Raw genomic sequence first — 21,340 nt, forward strand, 5'->3', positions numbered from 1 at the left:
GACCTCCTGAGTGGCGGGAACATTGATCTGGTTCGGTCGTGCGCAGTCCAGGTCAGTCGGTTCCGACCACCAGTCTTGGGGACGGACTGGACGGCCCCAGATGCTGCTCTTCAAGCCAGCTCAGCACCCGCTCAGCCACGTCCTGCCAGCCGTGATCGATGACCAGCGCGTGCCCACGTCCCTCAAACGTCTCCAGATTTGTCACCGCCAGTGAGTCGCGGTAGAGCCGGAAGGCCGCCCGCGTCGCCACATCCGGCGCAGTGTGGTCGGCCGTGCCGGAGATCAGCAGCAGCGGCCCACGCCCGTCGTTGTGGGTGTTGACCTTCGATTCGGCGTGCGGATTGAAGTTGGCGATCGCGACCTCGAACAGCGGGCGGGCGGGGGAAGGAATCGTCCAGCGCTCGAACAACGCGTCAGATTCACTCTGCTCCAGGGCGTTGCCGAAGCTGAACTTGAATTCCTTGCTGGTGAGCGCCACGGCCCGCGAGATGTTGGCCGGGTTACCCAGGGCGGGCAGGCCGGAGCGCAACTCGGCCAGCGGAAGCGGCAGTACACCCTTGATCTGGGCCGGGTCGATGGCCACGCCTGCAATGCCGACATCCTCGCCCAGCAGCTTCTCGGCGATCAACCCGCCGAACGAATGGCCGACCAGAATGGGCTTGGACGGCAAAGAGGCGGCCACCTCTCGGAAATACTCCACCACCGTTTTCAGGCTCTGGTTGGCGACCTGCTCGGGCTGGGCTCTGGCCTCCTCTATAGTGCCGGGTTCGTCAGGCCAGCCGGGGGCGACGGGTTCGTAGCCGCGTGACCGGAACAGGTCGAGCCAGGGTTGCCAGCTGCTGTGGTGCAGCCACAAACCGTGAATAAAGAGAACGGGCGTTCTGGGTGCGGTCATAAAAGCCTCCTTACCGTGAGTGATGGCGGGTTAGCGAAGGGCGGCGAGCGCTTTGAGGATGAACACCGTCACGGTTTCGGGCTGACTCAGGAGAACGGCGTGTGAGGCGGCCACTTCCAGCGTGGTTGCGCCCATACGTTTTGCGGCGGTCCACTGGGCAGCGGGCGGGATCATCCGGTCTTCAGTGGTGATCAGAAACCAGGACGGCAGCGACTTCCAGGCAGGTGCAAGTCCGAGGACTTCGGTGAAGGCGGCCGCGGCGATGGGTCGCTGGCTGACGGCCAGCACGTCTTGGCGGTGGAGAGACAGATCAGCGGCGAACATGTCCCCGAAGCGGGCCAGTGGGATCAGCAGTTCCGCAGCTCCATCTGCAGCGTCCGTCGCCCATTCCAGCGAGGTAAGCCAGGTTGCCGCTGAACCGGCGATGCTCTGTCCCCGCTCTAGGCCGTAGGAAGCGACGAACACCAGACCGCGCACGTTGCCCGCCCGGCTCCCTGCGTGAGTGATCACCGCTCCACCGTAAGCGTGGCCCACCAGCAGCACCGGCCCCGCAATCTGACGAACGAGACGGGCGATGGACTCGCCGTCGCGATTCAGGCCCCGCAGTGGGTTGGCCGGAACCCACACGGCGGCCCCGGCACTCTGGAGCCGGTCAGTGACGGCGGCCCAGCTCGAAGCGTCCGTAAAAGCTCCGTGAACCAGTACGGCGGTCAGCGGCTCACCCACGCCGGACTCAGTCACCAGGCAACCTGCCAATTCATGTGTGTCGCGCCTCCCCTGTGCGCCGGGTGTGGCCGGTGCCACTGCCCCGCGCTTCTGAAGCGTGCGCCGGGGCGCGTGTCCTGGGCGTGTCTCTCAAACACGGCAGTGGCCCCACTCCTCAGCTTCCAGCGGTGTTCCGGCGTTTCGGCTGGCGACTCGTGGTGATCGCCAGGCGGTTCCAGGCGTTGATATCGATGACCGCGCCGAGGAGCTGAACGATTTCCTGGTCGCTGAACAGCTCCTTGAGCTGGGCGTACGACTCGTCTGTACCTTTATCCGTCGGGATTCGGGTGACGTGCTCGGCGAATCTCAAAGCGGCCTGCTCGGTTGGCGTGAACAGCTCGGTCTCCCACCACGCCGCCAGTACATCCAGTCGCTGCTGCGCTTCACCGTCTCGGCGGGCCTCCTCACAGTGCAGGTCAAGGCAGTAGGCGCAGCCGTTGATCTGCGAGACCCGGATGTCAATCAGGTGGAGGAGCCGGGGATCGAGGGCCGTTTTGCGAACGTAGGTGTGGAGTGCCCCCAGGGCTTGGCCGATCCCCGGCTCGATTCGGACGTAATCAATCGGCACGCCCACCGTTTATCTCCTCCCCTGGCGGCTGATAGTCGCTGCTGCGAAAAGGCTCACAATGGCAGGTTGGACGCGGTCTGGACAGTTCATGAGTGGCTCCTTGTTGAACAGATGTGCCCTGGCGGCGTGGCGGTGGAGAGGGCGTTGTCGTTGCCCCTGTCTGCCACCTTGGGCTTGGAGGCGTGTCCTGGGCGTGTCCGCTGAACATGCCTTGCCGCACTTGGATCTAAGCTGAAAGGTGTATCTCCGGACGCTGGGGAAACTCGAACTCCAGGGTGCGACCTACGCGCGGCCCAAGTCGCTGCTGCTGCTGTGCTACCTGGCCCTGGAAGGTGCCCGTGACCGCCGTCACCTGAGCGAGGTGTTTTTTGGTCAGGCCCAAGACCCGCATGGCAGCCTCCGCAGCACCCTTCGGCGACTCCGGCGAGAAGCGCCGGGCAGTCTGGAGCCGGACGGTGATTTCTTGCGGACGGCCCTGACCTGCGACGCCCAGGCCCTGCTGACCCAGCTGGATGCGGGCGAACTAGAGCAGGGCGCGGCGCTGTACACCGGGCCGTTCCTGGCGGGCCTGCACAGTTCGGACTGGGGCATCGAGCTGGAAGAGTGGGTCTATTCGACCCGCGAGTACCTGGCCGCGCGGATTCGCAGCGCCCTGCTGACCCTGGCCGAGCGGCAGGCGGCCAACGGCAGTTTCGTCACGGCGGCGGATTTGGCCGAGCGTGCCCTGAACCTGGACGGCGCGGCTGAACCGGAATCTGAGACCTTTAAGCGGCTGGACTGTTTGCTGGTTGCCGGACACAGCACACTGGTGACCCGCTTGCGGCAGCGGGCCGAGGAGTTTGGCCTCGAGCTGCGCCACTCGGTTGAGGACGCCCGACGGTCGCTGCTGGCCCAAGCCGCCACCGCCGTCAACAGTCTGGGTACGGACGGACGTCTCCGATTGCCAGAGCGGGCCACAGCGTTCGTGGGCCGGAGCGTGGAGCGCGGCGAGATTGTCCGGGCCTTGGCGCGCCCCGAGGTTCGGTTGCTGACCCTGGTCGGCCCCGGCGGCATCGGCAAGACCCGCCTGGCCCTGGAGGTGGCCCGCACCGCTCAGGCGCAGCAGGCGGTGGCCTTCGCCTCATTAGAGCCGGTGGCGGCGCTGCGCGATCTGCCACGCGTGATCGCGCAGGCGGCAGGTCTGAACCTGCCTGACGATCAGCCGCCGCTGACCGCGCTGCAAGCCTGCCTGCAGGGGCCGCCGCTGCTGCTCATCCTCGACGGCGTCGAGCATCTGCTGGACGGTGCTGGCGCACTGCACACCCTCCTTCAGGGCTGTCCCAACCTGACCCTGCTGCTGACCTCACGTGAGCGGCTGGGCCTGGAAGAGGAGTGGGCGCTGACCATCGGCGGACTGAATCTGCCGCCGCTGGGCGCGTCCATTCAGCAGATCAAGGACTCAGATGCGGTAGACCTCTTCGTGATGCGGGCCAGGCGGGCCTCACTGGACTTTATGCCGGGTGAAACGGACTGGCCGGTCATCGTGCAGATTGCTGAGTTGGTCGGTGGGTCACCGCTGGGAGTCGAACTGGCTGCCGCCTGGATTCGGCTGATGCCGTTAGGCGAGATTTTCCGCGAAACCCAGCGCAGTCTGGACTTTCTTCAGGCTGAAGGCCCCAGTGTACCCCGGCGGCATCAGAGCGTGCGGGCAGTCTTCGAGCAGACTTGGGCGCGGCTCAGCGAGGGTGACCAGGCGGTGATGGCGCGTCTCTCCGTGTTCCACGGCGGCTTTACCCGTGAGGCGGCGGGCGAGGTGGCGGGAGCCACCCTGCCGGTGCTGGCCCGACTGCTGGATAAATCCCTGATCCGCGTGATGGGCGCGGGACGCTACGACCTGCACGCCCTGATCTTGCAATTTACCCGGGAGCGGCTGGGACAGGATATTCGCGAAAAGCGCCATGCCCAGCTCGCCCACACCGGGTTTTACCGGACGCTGACCCAGCACGCCAACGGGGCCTTTCTGAGTTTGCACGGCGAAAAGCAGTGGATGGAGCGCCTCACGCTGGAACTCGACAATCTGCGCGTGGTGTTGAATGCCTGGCTGGAATGGGGCGAAGTGGAAGAAGTCCTGCGCTGCGTGACCCGGCTGCGGGTCTACTGGGGCCGTACAGGCCGGGCGCGGTAAGGTCGCCGCTGGCTTTCTCTGGGACTGGCGGCAGGACAGGACACGCCCCCCGACGTACGGGAACAGGCGCTTGCCGTCCAGGGCGAACTGGCGATGGACATGGGCGACTACGCTGAAGCCCGGCGGCGGCTCGAAGCGTCCCTGGCGCTGCGTGAGCAGCTCGGCCTGGCCTCGCCGATCACCTGGCTGCACCTCGGCAACGTCGCCATGGAAACGGGTGAACTGGCCGAGGCCCGCCGATGGTACGAGCAGGCAAAGGCTGGCTTCCAGGCCGCGAATGAACGGCACGGCCTGGCCTCGAGCCTCAAAAACCTCGGCAGCCTGATGTTACTGAGCGGTGATTTTGCCGGAGCGCAGGCCGTTTACGAGCAGTCACTGCGCTACAAGCTCGAAATCGGCGGCGACATCGACGGGCTGCTCAAGAACCTCGGCGACCTCTGCCGCCAGCGCGGGGAGTTGCAGGCTGCCCAAACCTATTTTCTCCGCGCGCTGGGTGGGCTGCTGGAGCGCGGCTCCTCCCTGCTGATTCCGGACGTGCTCGAGGGCCTCGGACGCCTCTTCATCGATCTGGGACAGGGCAACCGGGGCGTCGTGTTGCTGGGTGCGGCCACGGCCCTCGAAGAGCGTCTGGGCCGCCGCATTTCACTGGATATCCCCCACCTTGAGCAGTGCCGGATCTGGGGCAGCGGGGCAGATTGCCGGGACGCCGCCTTCGAGGCCGCCTGGACAACCGGGCGGACAATGACGCTGGAGCAGGCCGTGGCTTATGTTCAGGGCGACACGAATTAGATCTTGGAACACAATTGGGAATGGGCTGGTCTGCGTCGGCGTTAACATACGGTGTGGTGTTACAGACGCTTGGGAAACTGGAGCTGCAAGGGGGGAGTTCCTCACGCTCCAAGTCGCTGCTGCTGCTCAGTTATCTGACACTGGAAGGCCCGCAGGAACGTGCCCACCTCAGTCAGCTATTTTTCAGGCGAGCCGTCAATCCATTGGGCAGTCTGCGGACCACCCTGCACCGGCTGCGCCGCGAGGTACCCGGTGCCGTCCAGACGGAAGGCAGCCGCGTGCGGGCCACCTTGCTCTGCGACGTCCAGCGCCTCCTTAACTGCCTTGATGCGGGTGATTTACCCGGCGGCGTGGCGCTCTACACGGGCGCGTTTCTGGCCGGGGTGCATCTGCCGGATTGGAGCGGGCTGCTCGAAGACTGGGTGTATGACCGCCGCGCCATCATCGCTCAGCGCGTGCGGAGGAGTCTCGTCACCCTGGGCGAGCGTGCGGCAGCGCGGGGTGAATTTGCGCAGGCGGGCAGCCTGGCCGAGCAGGCCTACTCCCTGACGGGTGCCCCCGCACCCAGCGGCGAGGCCCTCGAGCGCTTGCTGCTCCTCCTGACCGCCGGGCAGAGCGTGCTGCTCGGCCAGCTCAGGCCGCCATTCAGCCCCTCTGGTTGGTCCGTCGCAGAAGCCCAGCGTGCGCTCAGCGCCCCGCTGCCGCTCAAGCCGACTGCGTTGCCCAGACCCAGCACTGCCGACCCCCTTGGAGCCGGAGACCTGGTACTGGGCACCAATGGATTTCTCAATCACGCGGTGGTTCCCAGGGCGCTGCGGCGCTACGCCGAGCGGTATCCATCGGCTAGGCTTTCCTTCAGGGAACTGTTCAGTGTCGCCCAGCTCGAGGCGCTGACACGCGGCACGCTGGATGTGGGCTTTGTCACCCTTCCAATCGAGGATGATCAGATCGCCTGGGCGCTGCTCTGGCGCGAGGCCTACATCGCCCTGCTGCCCGCCAGCCATCCCCTGGCCCGGCAGCGCGAGGTGCCGCTCTCGGCGCTGGCCGGTGAGACGCTGGTGATCCACCCACGCCCGATCAATCCGCCACTACACGACCATGTGCTGAAGCTGCTGGGCCAGAACGGCATTGTGCCGCCGCGCTTGCTGGAGGGAGCCATTCCACAAACGCGCAATCAGTTCGTGGCGGGAGGCTTCGGCTACACCCTGGCCCTGCCCTCATGGCCCGCAGAGTTACCTGGACTGGTCCGGCGACCCATCCGTTACGCCGACCATCAGCAGCCGATGGTCATGGACGGCGCAGTCGCCTGGCACCGCACCCGCCTCTCTGCGCACGCTGCCGCATTCGTCGAGATCGTGCTGGCCCTGGGGACGTCTGGCGCGAGTAGAGATTGATCTGCAAAAGTCACAGCGCTGCTCCCGCTGCCTGATACGCCCGGTTGAAGGCGTGTTCAGAGCATGCTGAGCGTGGCTCTCTACGCTCCGGGCCATGACACTTCCAGGGAGTCGGCGGGCCTAAAATGAGTCATGCACCTAAAAACTCTGGGGGGACTGGCATTGCAGGGAGCGGCGTATTCGCGGCCCAAATCCCTGCTGCTGCTCGCCTACCTGGGGCTGGAAGGCGAGCGTCCCCGCCACGTTCTAAGTGAAGTTTTTTTTGGTCAGGCCGCCGATCCTCTGGGAAGCCTGCGGTCCACTCTGCGTCGGCTGCGGCGGGAAGCGCCCGGTACCCTGGAGGCAGACGGTGATCGCCTGCGGGCCTGCGTGACCTGCGACGCCTCCAGGGTGCTTTCGCATCTGGACGAGGGCGAACTGGAGGTCAGCGTGGACCTGTACACCGGGCCGTTCCTGGCAGGCGTTCATCTGCCGGACGCAGGTGTGGAGCTGGAGGAATGGATCTTTGCCACCCGCGAATTTATCGCCGCTCAGGTGCGGGGAGCGCTGATGACACTGGCCGAACGTGGGGCGGCGCGGGGCGATTTTGCGGCGGGCGCAACGCTGGCCGAACGCGCCTGCTGGCTGCCCGGCGCGGCAGACCCGGAACCCGAACAGTTCGCGCGGCTGCTCACCCTGCTACTGGCCGGACAGAGTCCGCTGTTCGGGCGGCTGCGGCAGCAGGCCCGCGACTATGAGATCGAGCTGACGTTGACGCTGGAAGAGGCGCGTCAGACCCTGTTCAAGTCGGAACTTTCGGCAGCACTGGTGCGTCCAGGCCTGCCCCTGCGCGGCACATCGTTCGTGGGGCGCGCGAAAGAACGCGCCGAGATTCTGCGTTCACTCGCTCGCCCCGAAGTGCGCCTACTGACCCTGGTGGGGCCAGGCGGGATTGGCAAGACCCGGCTAGCGCTGGAGGTAGCGCAGCAACAGGGGGAGGTGGTCTTCGTCTCGCTGGAGGCCACTGCTTCTCTGGCTTCACTGCCGGGATCCATCGCCGACGCCCTGGGGCTGATCCTGCCCGCCGAGCAGCCGCCCTTTGAAGCGCTGCTCTCGGCGCTGGGTGTGCGGCCCATTCTGATCGTTCTAGACAGCGCCGAACACCTGCTGGTAGGCGCACCGTACCTGACCACGCTGCTCTTGGCGTGTCCGAGGATCAAGCTACTGGTCACCTCCCGCGAGCGGCTGGGTCTGGAGGAGGAGTGGGCGCTGACCCTGAGCGGGTTGGGCCTGCCTGAGGTCAATACATCATTTGAGGCGGCGCGTGAGACCGAGGCTGTCCACCTGTTCGCGCAGCGGGCCAAACGTGCCCGTTTGAGCTTTGACCTGACGCCAGATGATCTCCCTCCGGTACGCCGCATCGGGGAACTCGTCGGCGGCTCCCCCCTGGGGCTGGAGCTGGCTGCCGCCTGGGTGAAATTGATGTCGCCTGCTGAGATTGCCGGAGAGATCGGGCGCAGTCTGGACTTTCTGGAAGCGGCAGGAGAAGATATCCCCGCCCGGCATCACAGCGTGCGGGCCGTGTTCGAGCAGACCTGGGCGCGTTTGACTCCTGCCGAAGCGCAGACCTTCGCCCGGCTCTCGGTGTTTCGCGGCGGCTTTACCCGCGAGGCGGCAGGCGCAGTGGCTGGAACAAACCTGCCGCTGCTCGCGGCCCTGGTGGATAAGTCGCTGATCCGGGTGGCTGAGCATGGCCGCTATGACATTCACGCACTGCTCCAGCAGTTCGCCCGCGAGCGGCTGGCGGGGCAGGCCCAAGACGAGGAACGAACACTCAGTGCACGTGGAGGGTATGTCCTGGGTGTCTGTCACCAGTTCCAAACGGCCATCCGACAGAATCAGGACAGCAGGCACTGGTTGGAGCGCATGGATGACGATGTAGAGAATATTCGGGGAGCGCTGACGCGCTGGTTTGAGCGCGGGCAGGCGGAGGTGGCCCTGCACTGCGTCAGCAAGCTTCGGAATTTCTGGATCAGGACAGGGAGAACACATGAGGCCCGGCGGTGGTATGCGCTGGGCCTCTCGCGTGGTGACCTTGGCCCTGAAGCTCTTGAGCAAGCACTACACGCGGATGGTGAAATGGCCCGCAATATGCATGACTACGCCGCAGCCAAACGGCAGTTGGAGGCGTCGCTGGCACTCACCGAGTCACGTGGAGGAGTCGTTCCACTGACCGCGCTGCATCTGGGTTTGGTTGCGTCCGGTCTCGGCGATCTTCAAGCAGCACGTGATTACTACCGGCGGGCGTTGGAAGAATTTCGCGTGACTGGAGAACAGGCGGGTGTCGCGTCCAGTCTGAATAATCTCGGGGCTGTTCAGATGCAGCTCAAAGATTTCAGCGGTGCCCGGAACACCTTTGAAGAATCCCTTCGGTTGAAGCGTGAGTTGGGTGGAGATGTCGAGGCCGCATTGATCAACCTGGCGACCCTGCACCAGAAACTGAACAACGAGGTGCTGTCAGCGGATTACCTCACCCAGGCCCTGAAAGGGCTTCTTGAAACAGGGCACTACTCACTGATTCCAGACGCTCTGGAGGGTTTTGGATTCGTCTTTGCAAGGCAGAAAAACGTACGCCGCGCAGCTGTGTTGTGGGGCGCAACTGAAGCTCAACGCAAGGCGCTCAATGTAAGCTTAACTGCTGACGAATGGAGTGAGTTCGGGAAGGAACTGACGCCCATCCGCACCGCGTTAGGTGAAATGAGCTTTGCCGACGCCTGGAACGAGGGCCACGCCATGACGCTGGAGCAGGCGGTGGCGTATGCGCTGGAACTTCAACCCTGATTCGGAGTTGCCGCAAGTGCTCCATTTATAGAGCTGACCGCCGGACACGGCCAGGACACGGGGTCAGTGCGAACCTCTGTGCAGCACTGATCATTCGGGGTCAGGAGCGTGACCATTGGCCCGTTTAATAGGCCACTTTACTGGAGGTTAAGATGAACACTTCGTCTGCGCTGCCTGCTCGTCCCTGTCCTACCGTGCAGCGGCGACCATGAGAGGCCGCTCCCTGACCCCGCCGGAAACGTGGATGCTGCGAACCGGGCCGACGGAAGATCTGCATCTCGTCGCCCACATCCAGGCCGAGGCATTCCTGAGCTTGGATGTGGGCAGTGACGCGGCCCAGCAGCTCGCGGCGCTGTGCGAACCCAGCGCGAAACTGTTTGTGCTCGAAGAAGCGCACCGCTTGCCCATCGCGTTCGCCGCCCTGCGCACAGCAGGGCGGGGGATCAACGCCGCCGTTTCAGTGGTGGCCCTGATCCCGCTGACGCCCAGTGCGTTCGTCCAGGTGGCTTCACGGCTGCTGCGCGCCGTGGAGGAAGTCCAGCAGCATGCGGGAGGAGGCCGCCTAGAGCTTTTTTTTCCTGATCTACTGCCGGAGAACAACCGGATCAACAGCGCTGACCTGCCCGAGGCTGAACCCGGCACCGAACCGCGTGAGGTGGATCTGGACGAGGCACTGGAAGAGACCTTTCTCGCCAGCGATCCGCTGCCGTACTGGCCCGGTGCGTCCACGGCGGCGCGGCCCGCACTGCCCTGATCGCCATGACGATCCCAGATCACAGCGGGCCGTGCGACTCGGCCCTGGAGGAGTTGCGCCGCACAGCCCTCAGCTTGAAGTACGTTCAGATCAGCCCCTACGCTTACGGTCAGGAGGGCGTTTTCCATCAGGGCCTCCTGATCGGGCATCTGCACCGCAGCGGTGTGGTGGGTCTCGCCTGCTCCGTTGCGGTGCGGGACACCCTGATTCAGCAAGGACTGGTTCGCCCTCACCACGACAACCCGGATGCGCCGTGGATCATCTTGACCCTCGACCACCCCGCCGATCTTGCGCTGGCAGCGAGGCTGCTGCGGGAAGCGTGGCAGTGCCAGGCCGGTCAACGGCAGCGAATAGCTTATCCAAGTATGGATTCGCCCCTTTCGACTCAGGTTTGAGAATCACATTTAAGGAGAACGGATATGACCCAGCCCACCCCCCTCAAGTTTCTCGGCATCGCAGGCAGCCTGCGCCGCGCCTCGTACAACCGCGCCCTGCTGGCCGCCGCACGGGAGCTGTGCCCAGGCGGCGTGACGCTCGACATCTTTGACCTCGCGCCGCTGCCGCTGTATGACCAAGACATCGACACGGAGGCCGCCCCACCCGCTGTCCAAGCGTTCCGGGATGCACTGTGGTCCGCTGACGCCCTGCTGATTTCCACACCCGAATACAACCACGGCGTTCCCGGCGTCCTCAAGAATGCGCTGGACTGGGCCTCACGCCCGCCCCAGCACCAGCCACTCAGCGGCCTGCCGGTGGCGATCATGGGTGCCAGTCCGTACACCTGGGGCACCGCCCGCGCCCAGGCGCACCTCCGGCAGACATTGGTTTTCCCCAGCGCCCTGGTGCTGTCTCAGCCCGAAGTCTTGGTGGCCAACGCCACCGGCAAGTTTGATGCGGAGGGCCACCTTGTCGATGAAGCGACCCGGACCTTCGTCCACGGCCTGCTGGTGGCGCTGGCTGCCTGGACCCACCGGGTGGGCCGTCCCCCGGTGACCACGGAGCAAGCGAATCTGACCCCTGCTTGAGCCTTGTCTGTAGCGGCGCTCCTGGTTTTTGTTCTGGGCGATGCAGGACGAGGCTGCAGAGGAATGCTCTGCTGGGTACACGCTCTGGAGGACGCATGACTTCAAATCACGACGCCTGGCCGCCGCTCCCGCTCGCCCCCTGGCAGGACACCCTGGAGACCGTGCACCTGTGGACCCAGATCGTCGGCAAGGTTCGTCTGGCCCTGACCCCCTGGGTCAACCATTCCTGGCATCTCACGCTGAGCCTCAGTGCCCGCGGCCTGACTACCGGCCTCATCCACCACCCGCACGGGGCCTTCGAGATCGAGTTCGATTTCCGGCGTCACTGCCTCCTGGTGGTGACGGGAGCGGGAGAGCGCCGATCCTTTGCTCTCCAGGGTTTAAGAGTCGCCGGGTTCTATCAGACGCTGATGGACACCCTGGACGAACTCGGCCTGGGCGTCGAGATCTGGCCCAGCCCCACCGAACTGCCCGATCCCATCCTGGCGTTTCCTGAAGACGAGCAGCACGCGGCCTATGACCCTGAGGCCGTGACGCGCTACTGGCAGGCCCTGTTGAGCGTCCACCGCGTGCTGAATGTCTTTCGGGCGGGGTTTTGTGGCAAGGTCAGCCCGGTGCATTTCTTCTGGGGGGCCTTCGATCTGGCCGTGACCCGCTTTTCTGGTCGCACGGCCCCAAAGTATCCCGGCGGCGTTCCCCACTGCCCGGACTGGGTGATGGAAGAAGCCTACTCCCACGAGCTATCGAGCGCGGGGTTCTGGCCAGGCACCGGACTGGGGGAGGCGGCGTTCTACGCTTACGCCTATCCTGAGCCGCCCGGCTTTAAAACGGCGCGGGTGGGTCCGGTGGGGGCGGTGTATCACGCGGGGCTGGGCGAGTTCATCCTGCCCTACGAGACGGTGCGCTTAGCGGCGGACCCGGACGCGGCGCTGCTGGAGTTCCTGCAAAGCACCTACGTGGCGGCGGCGGAGTTGGGCCGCTGGAACCGCGTGGCGCTGGACTACACGCCCTGGCCCGCTGCGACGGTACGGCAGGTGATTTCTGGGCAAGGCGCAAGCCACCACCAAACCTGAATTTTCCCAGAGTGGAGCTGCCGCTCTGCGAAAAACCAATCTGCTGAACATCTCCGCACCAGACAAGATGGAGCGTGGCAACGCGTCAAGGCTGGTGCCCAAGACCACTGCACTCCGCCGCTGGAGGCTTCACCCATGATGACCTGCACGCACCTCGATCAAATTGACCGCTCCGTGACACCCAGCGCCGATGGCTGCGAGGAATGCCTGAAACTGGGCGACACTTGGATTCACCTGCGCCTGTGCCTGATCTGCGGACATGTCGGCTGCTGCGATTCCAGCAAAAACAAGCACGCCACCGCCCATTTTCACGCCACACGGCATCCGCTGGTTCAGAGCGCCGAGCCCGGCGAGGACTGGCTCTACTGCTATGTCGACGAACTCACGATGGAACCCGGCACCGGAGCGCTGTGGAGCGGTGACTGGCATGTGACGCCCCGATGACGTGACGATCGCCCCCTCTGTACTGCGTTCTTTGAAGGAGGCCACCATGACCAGTCCAATGATCACCGATCCAGACCCACTCAGCCCGCAGGAACTTCACCTGCTTGATGCCTACTGGCGGGCGGCCAACTACCTCTCGGTGGGGCAGATCTACTTGCTGGACAATCCACTCCTGAATGTGCCGCTGACCCTCGCACACATCAAGCCCCGCCTCCTGGGGCACTGGGGCACCACACCGGGACTGAATTTCATCTATGTCCACCTCAACCGTCTAATCCGCGAGCAGGGCGCGGACATCCTCTACATTGCCGGTCCCGGCCACGGTGGCCCCGGCATGGTCGCCAACACCTACCTCGAAGGCACCTACAGTGAGATTTATCCTGGCGTCTCACAAGACGAGGTGGGCATGCGGCGGCTGTTCAAGCAGTTCTCGTTTCCCGGCGGCATTCCCAGCCACGTCGCGCCTGAGACGCCGGGATCAATTCATGAGGGCGGCGAGCTGGGCTACAGCTTGGCACACGCCTACGGCGCAGCGTTCGACAATCCCGGCCTGCTGGTGGCCTGCGTCATCGGCGACGGTGAGGCGGAGACTGGGCCGCTGGCCGGAAGTTGGCACGGCAATAAATTCCTGAACCCCGTGACCGACGGCGCGGTGCTGCCGATTCTGCATCTGAACGGCTACAAGATCGCCAATCCGGCGCTTCTGGCCCGGCTGGAGCCTCAGGAACTGGATACCCTGCTGCGCGGCTACGGTCACCAGCCCTATTACGTGGAGGGTTCAGATCCGGCAGACGTGCATCAGCAGATGGCCCGCACCCTGGAGCAGGTCTGGACCGATATTCAGGGGATTCAGCGGCGGGCGCGGCGTGAGTGGAGCGCTGAGCGTCCCCGCTGGCCCATGATTGTGCTGCGAACCCCCAAAGGCTGGACTGGACCCAAGACCGTGGACGGCAAGCCGACCGAGGGCAGTTGGCGCTCGCATCAAGTGCCACTGGCGAATCTGGCCGAGAACCCGGAACACCTGCGGCAACTCGAAGCCTGGATGCGGAGCTACCGTCCGGAAGAACTTTTTGACCAAACAGGTCGCCTGATCCCTGAACTGGCCGCCCTGGCCCCCAGCGGGGAGCGCCGGATGGGAGCCAATCCACACGCCAACGGCGGCGGCGGTCTGCTCACGCGCGGTCTGGAACTCCCGGACTTCCGCAACTACGCCGTGGCGGTGCCGCACCCTGGAAGTGTGGACGGCGAGGCGACCCGCACGCTGGGCGGCTTCCTGCGGGACGTGATGAAGGCCAACATGACCCGCTTCCGGCTCTTCGGACCGGACGAGACCGCTAGCAACCGCCTGGACAGCGTGTACGAGGTCAGTGGCAAGACCTGGGAGGAAGCCCTGCTGCCCACCGACGAGCATCTGGAACGCGGCGGGCGGGTGATGGAAGTGCTGAGCGAGCATCTGTGCGAGGGCTGGCTGGAAGGCTACACCCTGACCGGGCGGCACGGCCTGTTTTCATGCTACGAGGCGTTCATTCACATCGTCGACTCGATGTTCAACCAGCATGCCAAGTGGCTCAAGACCAGCTCGGCCCTGCACTGGCGGCGGCCTGTCCCGTCACTCAACATTCTGCTGACCTCGCACGTCTGGCGGCAAGACCACAACGGCAACTCGCATCAGGATCCAGGCTTTATCGACCACGTGATGAACAAGAAAGCAGGTGTGGTGCGGGTGTATCTGCCGCCAGACGCCAATTGCCTGCTCTCGGTGATGGACCACTGTCTGCGCAGCCGCCAGTACGTGAACGTGGTGGTGGCTGGCAAACAGCTCGCCCCACAGTGGCTCGAGATGGACGCGGCAGTCAAGCACTGCGCCGCCGGACTGGGTATCTGGGAATGGGCCGGAACCAGTGAGGGGGTGGAACCTGACGTGGTGATGGCCTGCGCGGGCGATGTGCCGACCCTGGAAACACTGGCCGCTGTGGCCCTGCTCCGCGAGCAGTTCCCCGATCTGGGCATCCGGGTGGTCAATGTGGTCGATCTGATGACCTTGCAGCCGCAGAGCGAGCATCCCCACGGCCTGTCCGATCTTGATTTCGATAGCCTGTTCACCCGGGATAAACCCATCATTTTTGCGTATCACGGCTATCCCTGGCTGATCCACCGCCTGACCTACAGACGCCACGGACACGCCAACCTGCATGTACACGGGTACAAGGAGGAGGGGAGCACCACCACGCCCTTCGACATGACGGTGCTCAATGACCTTGACCGCTTTCATCTGGCCACCGACGTGATTGACCATGTACCGAGACTCCAAGAAATCGGAGCAGACGTCAAACAGCTTTTTCAGGACAAGCTGACCGAGCACCGCCGGTACGTGCGTGAGACGGGCCAGGACATACCCGAAGTGCTGAACTGGCGCTGGCCGTTTGGGTCAGGTGAGCGCAGCGGATGAAGGCGCGGGCCAGGCCAGTTGCTGGACCGGTTGTGCTCCCCCAACTTGGCGTTCAGTACATGTGGGAATGCGGGTACCACGTCAGGGTGCCGTGTCTGGCCGTATCTGTGAGCGGGGGGCGGGAACTTGTCTTCCCTAGCCTTCCGAGCCGTTCGTGATCGTAGAGTTTGATGAACCTGACCGAACTGTCAACTGCCGCGCCCCCACCTCATCTTTACCCAGGAGCCGTCATGACTGAGCAGACCGCCGCCCGACCCACCCCGCTCACCTCTGCGGAACGCTGGACACTGGCGGCAACGGTGCTGGGCTCCAGCCTGGCTTTCCTGGACGGCAGTGTGGTCAACGTCGCCCTGGCGTCTCTTCAGGCCGATCTGAATGCCACGGCGGCGGGGGTGCAGTGGGTGGTCAACGCCTACGCGTTGCTGCTGGCGGCGCTGACCCTGACCGGGGGTGCGCTGGGGGACGCTTACGGGCGCAAGAAAATCTACGGGATCGGGGTAGTGATCTTCTCACTGGCCTCGCTGGCCTGCGGCCTGGCTCCCAATCTGCCGTCCTTGATCGCAGCGCGGACACTCCAGGGGATCGGCGCGGCGCTGCTGGTGCCCGGCAGCTTGGCCATGATTGGGGCAGTGTTTGACCCGGCACGGCGCGGGCGAGGCGTAGGCCTGTGGAGCGCGGCCAGCTCAGTGGTGACCCTGCTGGGACCAGTGATTGGCGGGCTGCTGGTGGACGCGGGTTCGTGGCGCTGGGTGTTTTTCATCAACCTGCCGCTGGCCGTGATGGTGCTGTGGTTGCTGCGGCGCGTTCCTGAAACGCAGACCCCCGGCGCACGTCCGGACTGGCTGGGATCTGTGAGCATCACGGCGGGGTTGGGCGGGCTGGCGTACGCCTTGACGCGGGCGGGAGCAAGCGGTTGGGACGCTCTAACCTGGATCTCGCTGGGCGTATCCGCTGTGGGTTTTGTCTCCTTCCTGTGGCACGAGGCGCACACTGAGAAACCCATGCTGCCACTGACGCTGTTTCTCAATCCAGTCTTCGCTGGAACCAACCTGCTGACCTTTTTGCTTTACGGAGCGTTAGGAGCGGTGGGGCTCTATCTGCCGCTGTACCTGATCGGCTCACTGGGCTACAGCGCCACCGCTGCTGGGGCGTCGCTGCTGCCGTTGTCTCTTCTGTTGGCTGGCCTGTCCGGGTGGTTCGGAGGACTGGCCGATAAGCACGGCCCGAGACTCTTCCTAACCGCCGGGCCGATTCTGGCTGGGGTGGGCTTCGCGCTGCTGGGGTTCGGGCGCAACTGGAGCGGCGGCGGTTACTGGACGGCCATCTTACCAGGAGCATTGGTGCTGGGATTGGGCATGTCACTGACGGTTGCGCCGCTCTCCAGCGCGGTCATGGGAAGCGCGGGACGCGAGCTGAGCGGCGTGACCAGTGGGGTCAACAACGCCGTATCGCGCGCCGCCGGACTGCTGGCCGTGGCCGCACTGGGACTGCTGCTCGTGAGCAGTTACCGGAGCGCCCTAACCACCCGTCTGGAAGTTGCCGGAGCGAGCGCCGAAACTCGCCAGAGCGCCGTACAGCAGGCCAGCCGCCTGACCGATCTGAAATTACCGGACAGCGCGGCCCCATCGACCAGACGGGCCGTCAATGCCGCGTTTGGTGACGCTTTTCGCAATGTGACGTTCTCAGCGGGAGCGCTCAGCGTGTTAGGCGGGGCAGCTGGGTTCTTCTTCTTGGCTGGGCGCAGGCGCATGGCTCGACCATCAGAATGAAACGAGATCTGTCGGTGCTTCATATGGCATTCGACACCTCAGCGCCGCTGCACAAAGCAAAACGGCATTCGGGGACGGAATGCGGTTTCAGCTGGACAAAGCAGACGGCGGTTGTCAGGCTAACATGGACGCTTCCTCAATCAGTTCCATTCGGAAACACAATCAACGACGTTCATCGAAAGACTATCAAGGAGCCTGATCATGCCTACTCCCGAATTGCAACTCAGCGGCATCCACCACCTGACCGCCGTGTCCGCCAACATTCGTGAAAACAAACGCTTCTACACCCAGGATCTGGGCATGCGCCTGGTTAAACGCAGCGTCAATCAGGACGACACCAGCGCTTACCACCTCTTCTACTCTGACAAAGTCGGTACGCCTGGTATGGACCTTACCTTCTTCGACTGGTCGGTGGGCCGCGAGCGCCGGGGGAGCCACAGCGTGACCTGTACTGCCCTGCGCGTCAGGGACGAGGCAAGTCTGCGGTACTGGCAGGGCCGTTTTCAGGAGCTTGGTATTCAGCACGCGGAGATCACCGAACGCGGCGGGCGGCTCACCCTCGATTTTGAGGATCCGGAGGGCCAGCGGCTGGCTCTCGTGGTGGACGGTGGGGCAGGCGATCCGCCTGTTCCCTGGGAGCGCAGCCCGGTGCCTGCCGAGTATCAGGTACGCGGTCTAGGGCCGATCACCATCACCATTCCGACTTTGGCCAATACGGACAAAGTGCTGCAACAGGTCATGCATCTGCGTCCGGTACGCGAATACCCGGATCCGACGAGTCCCGCGCACACCGTGCATGTCTACGAGATGGGTGCAGGTGGCCCGCACGCAGAACTGCACGTGGCAGTGCGCCCTGATATGTCTCCAGTTCAATCCGGCGCGGGCGGGGTACATCACGTTGCTTTCCGGACGCCCAACGAACAGGAATACCATGCCTGGAACGAGCACCTCAGCCATTTCGGTCTGCATAGCAGCGGTGAGGTGGACCGCTATTACTTCCGCAGCCTGTACTTCCGCGAACCGAACGGTGTGCTGTTCGAGATTGCCACCGATGGCCCTGGCTTCGGGGTGGACGAGGATATGGCGACGCTGGGAGAGAAGACCATTTTACCGCCCCGTTTCGAGAGCAGACGGGCACAGATCCTGGCCGGTCTCAAGCCCGTCGACTGAGGAGGTTGAGAAATGACCAGCAGCGTGCACCAGACGACCGCCGAACTGAACTGGATTCACCGCTTTGAATCTGGTGACGACGCCCTGACCCTTCTGCTTTTGCATGGCACTGGCGGCGATGAAATGTCGCTGCTCACACTGGGAAAGCAACTCGCCCCGGGAGCGAATCTACTCAGTGTCAGGGGCCGGTCGCTGGAGGAGGGATCGCCCCGATTCTTCCGCCGCTTCAGCGCCACCCAGTATGACCAGACACATCTTATGGATGAGGCCGATGCACTGGCTCAGTTCGTGCAGGACGCGGTCATCCTCTACGGCTTAGATGGACGGCAGGTCATCGCCTTGGGGTACTCCAATGGAGCCAATATCGCCCTGGCAAGTCTCGTTCGCTGGCCATCCGCATTTGCTGGAGCGGTGTTGCTGCGCCCGGTGATGCCTTTTGACGCCCCACCACAGATCGACCTGAAGGGGATGCCGGTACTTCTCGTGCACGGCAAACGCGATCCCTTCCGGCCCCTGGCGGAGTCGCTGACACCTTACCTGCGCCGGATGCATGCCGATGTTCAGGAGCACTGGCTTGAGGCGGGACATGAGCTGACGCCGCAAGACCTTGAAGTGACCGCCGGGTGGCTCCGAGACCAGACGCTGCGCCTGGCCACACATCCACAGCGAACATGAGGGTGACTCGCCGGAATGACGAGAAAGGAACTGGGCGGATTGAGGTGTTCAGCGACGGCATGTTTGCCACCGTGATCACGCTGCTCAGCTTGGATCTGACCGTGCCAGAACTGTGGGGGAATGTCAGTGTCCGCTGACTGACCAACCCTCTGAGTGCACAGTGACCAGTCGACCTGGCTTACGCGCTAAGCTTTCTCTCGGTCTTGATCATCTGAATCAACCACCACGCGATCTTCTGGCGGATTCACTAGACCTCTTGCGAAAGTCGCAGGCTAAGCTTGCGGGGTGGAGCGAGAACGCCTGACACGCACGTTGAAGATGAACCGCAAGCAATTCCGTCGTCACACTGGGGTATATCCTGAGACCTTCGCTGAGATGGAAGCCGTCCTAACTGAATGAGAGGGACGGAAAAAGAAATCTGGCCGCCCAGCGGCACTCAGCGTAGCTGAGCAACTCCTGATGACTCTAGAATTCTGGTGTGAATACCGTACGTTCGCGCACCTGGGCAATGACTGGGGTGTCCATGAACCCACCGTGCGGTGCACGGTGGAGCGTGTCGAAGCAGCGCTGATCACCAGCGCCCAATTCCAAATGCCCAAAAAGCGCGTGTTTCAAGAAGCGCAGATCGTCTGTAGCATTGTCGCAGTCGATGCCTCTGAAGTGCCGTGCGAACGACCTAAAAAAGCGTGCAGGCCCGATAGGTGCCGTTCTGCACAAGACAGCAGCGTCGTTGGTACAGCGGCAAGCAAAAGCAGCACACCCTGAAGTTTCAGCTGCTCATCTGCACCGTGACGCAGCAGATCCTAGGCGTAGCCACGAGTGCTGGGGCGATTCATGATCTGAAGCTTTTCCGTCAATCTGGCGTGCGCTTTCCTCACGACACGGCCTTGGTCGGAGATGCCGGGTATCAGGGCTTGTGGAGAAGCCACGGGCACGCCATCACCACGCACAAGGCGACGCGGGCGTCGCCTCTCTCTGCTGAACAGCGTCAAGAGAACCGGGAATTAACACATACCCGTCAAGGGATAGAGCACGTGATCCGTCGCATGAAAGTTTTTCGCGTTCTGAAGGGCATTTATCGACATCGACGTCGTCGATTTGCTCTCCAAGCTCAGCTCATTGCAGCCCTCTGCAACCTCACGCGAGCCTGCCAATCATGACTTTCGCAAGAGGTCTACTGCAACGAGGCCCTGTTGCTGGCAAATGGCCTGTTAATGCTTCTGGGGGCGGCTGTTCCATTCGCCACTACGCTGCTCACCGCGTATCTCCGTAAGCCTGCCGGTGGAGTGGCAGGTCTGGTCTACTACAGCGGCTTGTCCATGCTGGTCAACCTCGGCTTCAACCTGACATGATTCACCGTCAGTTCCCACCGTCACCTGCTGTCCAGTAACACACCGGCAGATCAGGTCAGGAAGATCGGGCGGACGGACGCACTGTGGTTCTTTCCCTACGTCGCCGCGCTGTTGGTGGTTCTCTGGAATGTGTGATCCTGCTGATTCCGTGGCTGTACTGGGCGACCATTCTTACCTCCGCCAAGGTTCTTATAACTGCGCTCTGCTCCATGCGGCACAGGAGGTCGCCCCGGATGGGCTGAACATCCGATTCTTTGAGCGGCTGGGTGACATCTCGCTCTAAAACGCCTATACCGAGGCCGAGGGCGTGGCCGAAAGCGTGCATGCGCTGAAAGACGCCACTCAGGCCACCGACGCCCTGCTGATTGCCACACCCGAGTACAACTACAGCGTTCCCGGCGGTGCTTGCGCTTTACTCCATGTCCGATCAATGTCAGACCCTCACCCGAACGAGTCGGGTAAGGCAGGGCGATGCTCTCCCCTCCCCTGCTCCACCCGAGACTTCCGTCGCTGACGCACCTAGGTCTGAACCTGGCGCACTGCCAGTGGGGGCCTGCGCCGTTGCATCTCAAGGGCCGGATCGGCACGGCGGCCCATCGTCTGGACCTCTACACCCAACCCGAACATCTCGGTGCGTTGACAGCCGAGTTACCGGGCCACCTGGCTGCACGTCCGGTCTGGGAGGCGTGGCTGACTTGCCATGCCCCGCAGCCTGTGCTGTGGACTTGGGGCTATCAAGCAGTCCGGGGAATCTGCCTGCCGAACGGCGGCGTGTTCGTGCCGCTGCAAGACCTCGACCCGGTGACCCTGTGTCATGACCCAGACGTTCACACGATGCTCGCCCGTCTCCAGGGGATGCACGCCTATCTGAATGCTGTCCGCGCCCTCAGCGTCCAACCCCTCGCCGCGCCACAAGGAGCTTATGACGACCATGCCGCTTGACCTGACCTTTCTTCTGACCGCCACTCCTCGCACCTTCGGCCTTATCCCACTTGGCGGTAAGCTGCTGATGGTGCAGATGCCCAGCGGTAAACTTCTCGGCACCACCAGACCTTCAGGCTCAACACTTCCCGCGATGCTGGAGCAACTTCATGTTGCTGGATGGAGCCAGCAGCCCTTTACCGAATTCCAGCACCGCTTAATCTAGGCGGCCACCGACCGCGTTCAGACTGCTCAGCCTCCAGCAGACCCAAGGCAGACCCCAGCGTGTCTGCTCGAAGCGGTCTTGAGCCGG

The 21,340-nt window shown here is 63.7% G+C and carries 22 protein-coding genes; 19 read left to right on the forward strand and 3 right to left on the reverse strand.

All coding sequences use genetic code 11. The features are described 5' to 3' along the window. Positions 1-52: 52 nt before the first annotated feature. From EHF33_RS16090 to EHF33_RS16100, 3 genes are all read right to left on the reverse strand, one after another. Positions 53-895 carry an alpha/beta hydrolase gene (locus tag EHF33_RS16090; protein ID WP_124873990.1) on the reverse strand — a complete coding sequence of 281 codons (843 nt, stop codon included), beginning with the start codon at positions 893-895 and terminating at the stop codon, positions 53-55. Positions 896-925: 30 nt separating this feature from the next. Next, entirely contained in the window at positions 926-1,636 is a 711-nt protein-coding gene (locus tag EHF33_RS16095; protein WP_206431640.1) for an alpha/beta fold hydrolase, read from the reverse strand. Positions 1,637-1,775: 139 nt separating this feature from the next. Next, positions 1,776-2,234 (reverse strand): carboxymuconolactone decarboxylase family protein, encoded by a 459-nt coding sequence (locus tag EHF33_RS16100; protein WP_124873992.1) that lies wholly within the window; start codon positions 2,232-2,234, stop codon positions 1,776-1,778. Positions 2,235-2,466: 232 nt separating this feature from the next. On the opposite strand from EHF33_RS16100, the gene EHF33_RS16105 reads away from it, so the two are divergent. From EHF33_RS16105 to EHF33_RS16185, 19 genes are all read left to right on the forward strand, one after another. Further along, a complete protein-coding gene (locus tag EHF33_RS16105) occupies positions 2,467-4,392 on the forward strand; it encodes an ATP-binding protein (protein ID WP_124873994.1) in 1,926 nt (641 codons plus the stop codon). 87 nt (positions 4,393-4,479) lie between these two features. Continuing rightward, the gene (locus EHF33_RS16110) at positions 4,480-5,181 is read left to right on the forward strand and encodes a tetratricopeptide repeat protein (protein ID WP_420889967.1); all 702 of its coding nucleotides are present in this window, start codon (positions 4,480-4,482) and stop codon (positions 5,179-5,181) included. A gap of 56 nt (positions 5,182-5,237) precedes the next feature. Next, positions 5,238-6,575: a LysR family substrate-binding domain-containing protein gene (locus tag EHF33_RS16115; protein ID WP_164473572.1), complete on the forward strand. Its 1,338-nt coding sequence runs from the start codon at positions 5,238-5,240 to the stop codon at positions 6,573-6,575. A 132-nt stretch (positions 6,576-6,707) separates the two neighbouring features. Further along, positions 6,708-9,395 (forward strand): ATP-binding protein, encoded by a 2,688-nt coding sequence (locus tag EHF33_RS16120; RefSeq protein WP_124874000.1) that lies wholly within the window; start codon positions 6,708-6,710, stop codon positions 9,393-9,395. A gap of 208 nt (positions 9,396-9,603) precedes the next feature. Continuing rightward, positions 9,604-10,149 (forward strand): hypothetical protein, encoded by a 546-nt coding sequence (locus tag EHF33_RS16125; RefSeq protein WP_124874002.1) that lies wholly within the window; start codon positions 9,604-9,606, stop codon positions 10,147-10,149. A gap of 5 nt (positions 10,150-10,154) precedes the next feature. Beyond that, entirely contained in the window at positions 10,155-10,544 is a 390-nt protein-coding gene (locus EHF33_RS16130; RefSeq protein ID WP_124874004.1) for a luciferase domain-containing protein, read from the forward strand. A gap of 24 nt (positions 10,545-10,568) precedes the next feature. Then, positions 10,569-11,174 (forward strand): NADPH-dependent FMN reductase, encoded by a 606-nt coding sequence (locus tag EHF33_RS16135; protein ID WP_124874006.1) that lies wholly within the window; start codon positions 10,569-10,571, stop codon positions 11,172-11,174. 95 nt (positions 11,175-11,269) lie between these two features. Continuing rightward, a complete protein-coding gene (locus EHF33_RS16140) occupies positions 11,270-12,247 on the forward strand; it encodes a DUF5996 family protein (protein ID WP_124874008.1) in 978 nt (325 codons plus the stop codon). Positions 12,248-12,382: 135 nt separating this feature from the next. Next, entirely contained in the window at positions 12,383-12,691 is a 309-nt protein-coding gene (locus tag EHF33_RS16145; RefSeq protein WP_124874010.1) for a ubiquitin carboxyl-terminal hydrolase 14, read from the forward strand. A gap of 46 nt (positions 12,692-12,737) precedes the next feature. Next, positions 12,738-15,140 carry a phosphoketolase family protein gene (locus EHF33_RS16150; RefSeq protein WP_124874012.1) on the forward strand — a complete coding sequence of 801 codons (2,403 nt, stop codon included), beginning with the start codon at positions 12,738-12,740 and terminating at the stop codon, positions 15,138-15,140. A gap of 230 nt (positions 15,141-15,370) precedes the next feature. Further along, positions 15,371-16,909 (forward strand): MFS transporter, encoded by a 1,539-nt coding sequence (locus tag EHF33_RS16155; protein ID WP_164473573.1) that lies wholly within the window; start codon positions 15,371-15,373, stop codon positions 16,907-16,909. A gap of 201 nt (positions 16,910-17,110) precedes the next feature. Next, a complete protein-coding gene (locus EHF33_RS16160; RefSeq protein WP_124874016.1) occupies positions 17,111-18,079 on the forward strand; it encodes a ring-cleaving dioxygenase in 969 nt (322 codons plus the stop codon). Positions 18,080-18,091: 12 nt separating this feature from the next. Next, positions 18,092-18,754: an alpha/beta hydrolase gene (locus tag EHF33_RS16165; RefSeq protein WP_124874018.1), complete on the forward strand. Its 663-nt coding sequence runs from the start codon at positions 18,092-18,094 to the stop codon at positions 18,752-18,754. A 2-nt stretch (positions 18,755-18,756) separates the two neighbouring features. Beyond that, the gene (locus EHF33_RS21570) at positions 18,757-18,891 is read left to right on the forward strand and encodes a DUF1211 domain-containing protein (protein WP_241191348.1); all 135 of its coding nucleotides are present in this window, start codon (positions 18,757-18,759) and stop codon (positions 18,889-18,891) included. A 322-nt stretch (positions 18,892-19,213) separates the two neighbouring features. Then, the gene (locus EHF33_RS21980; protein ID WP_241191349.1) at positions 19,214-19,519 is read left to right on the forward strand and encodes a helix-turn-helix domain-containing protein; all 306 of its coding nucleotides are present in this window, start codon (positions 19,214-19,216) and stop codon (positions 19,517-19,519) included. Next, positions 19,456-19,914, forward strand: a complete 459-nt coding sequence (locus EHF33_RS21985) for a transposase family protein (protein WP_241191350.1) — start codon at positions 19,456-19,458, stop codon at positions 19,912-19,914. The genes EHF33_RS21980 and EHF33_RS21985 overlap by 64 nt, the downstream gene beginning before the upstream one ends. Positions 19,915-20,413: 499 nt before the next feature. Next, positions 20,414-20,620, forward strand: a complete 207-nt coding sequence (locus EHF33_RS21585; RefSeq protein ID WP_277425539.1) for an NADPH-dependent FMN reductase — start codon at positions 20,414-20,416, stop codon at positions 20,618-20,620. Further along, on the forward strand, positions 20,578-21,048 hold the full coding sequence (locus tag EHF33_RS16180; RefSeq protein WP_124874020.1) for a hypothetical protein: 471 nt from the start codon (positions 20,578-20,580) through the stop codon (positions 21,046-21,048). The genes EHF33_RS21585 and EHF33_RS16180 overlap by 43 nt, the downstream gene beginning before the upstream one ends. Further along, on the forward strand, positions 21,029-21,253 hold the full coding sequence (locus EHF33_RS16185) for a hypothetical protein (RefSeq protein ID WP_124874022.1): 225 nt from the start codon (positions 21,029-21,031) through the stop codon (positions 21,251-21,253). Before EHF33_RS16180 ends, EHF33_RS16185 begins: the two co-directional genes overlap by 20 nt. Positions 21,254-21,340: the final 87 nt, after the last annotated feature.

Origin of the sequence: Deinococcus psychrotolerans (genome assembly GCF_003860465.1) — a bacterium.
GTDB classification, from domain to species: domain Bacteria; phylum Deinococcota; class Deinococci; order Deinococcales; family Deinococcaceae; genus Deinococcus; species Deinococcus psychrotolerans.

What these genes read in the sequence shown, in the direction of transcription:
- EHF33_RS16145 (WP_124874010.1), top strand. Translation starts at nt 12,383, where the DNA reads ATGATGACCTGCACGCACCTCGATCAAATTGACCGCTCCGTGACACCC.
- EHF33_RS16125 (WP_124874002.1), top strand. Translation starts at nt 9,604, where the DNA reads ATGAGAGGCCGCTCCCTGACCCCGCCGGAAACGTGGATGCTGCGAACC.
- EHF33_RS16180 (WP_124874020.1), top strand. Translation starts at nt 20,578, where the DNA reads ATGCTCTCCCCTCCCCTGCTCCACCCGAGACTTCCGTCGCTGACGCAC.
- EHF33_RS16150 (WP_124874012.1), top strand. Translation starts at nt 12,738, where the DNA reads ATGACCAGTCCAATGATCACCGATCCAGACCCACTCAGCCCGCAGGAA.
- EHF33_RS16135 (WP_124874006.1), top strand. Translation starts at nt 10,569, where the DNA reads ATGACCCAGCCCACCCCCCTCAAGTTTCTCGGCATCGCAGGCAGCCTG.
- EHF33_RS16160 (WP_124874016.1), top strand. Translation starts at nt 17,111, where the DNA reads ATGCCTACTCCCGAATTGCAACTCAGCGGCATCCACCACCTGACCGCC.
- EHF33_RS16140 (WP_124874008.1), top strand. Translation starts at nt 11,270, where the DNA reads ATGACTTCAAATCACGACGCCTGGCCGCCGCTCCCGCTCGCCCCCTGG.
- EHF33_RS21980 (WP_241191349.1), top strand. Translation starts at nt 19,214, where the DNA reads ATGACTCTAGAATTCTGGTGTGAATACCGTACGTTCGCGCACCTGGGC.
- EHF33_RS16130 (WP_124874004.1), top strand. Translation starts at nt 10,155, where the DNA reads ATGACGATCCCAGATCACAGCGGGCCGTGCGACTCGGCCCTGGAGGAG.
- EHF33_RS16120 (WP_124874000.1), top strand. Translation starts at nt 6,708, where the DNA reads ATGCACCTAAAAACTCTGGGGGGACTGGCATTGCAGGGAGCGGCGTAT.
- EHF33_RS16185 (WP_124874022.1), top strand. Translation starts at nt 21,029, where the DNA reads ATGACGACCATGCCGCTTGACCTGACCTTTCTTCTGACCGCCACTCCT.
- EHF33_RS16165 (WP_124874018.1), top strand. Translation starts at nt 18,092, where the DNA reads ATGACCAGCAGCGTGCACCAGACGACCGCCGAACTGAACTGGATTCAC.
- EHF33_RS16155 (WP_164473573.1), top strand. Translation starts at nt 15,371, where the DNA reads ATGACTGAGCAGACCGCCGCCCGACCCACCCCGCTCACCTCTGCGGAA.
- EHF33_RS16090 (WP_124873990.1), bottom strand. Translation starts at nt 895, where the DNA reads ATGACCGCACCCAGAACGCCCGTTCTCTTTATTCACGGTTTGTGGCTG.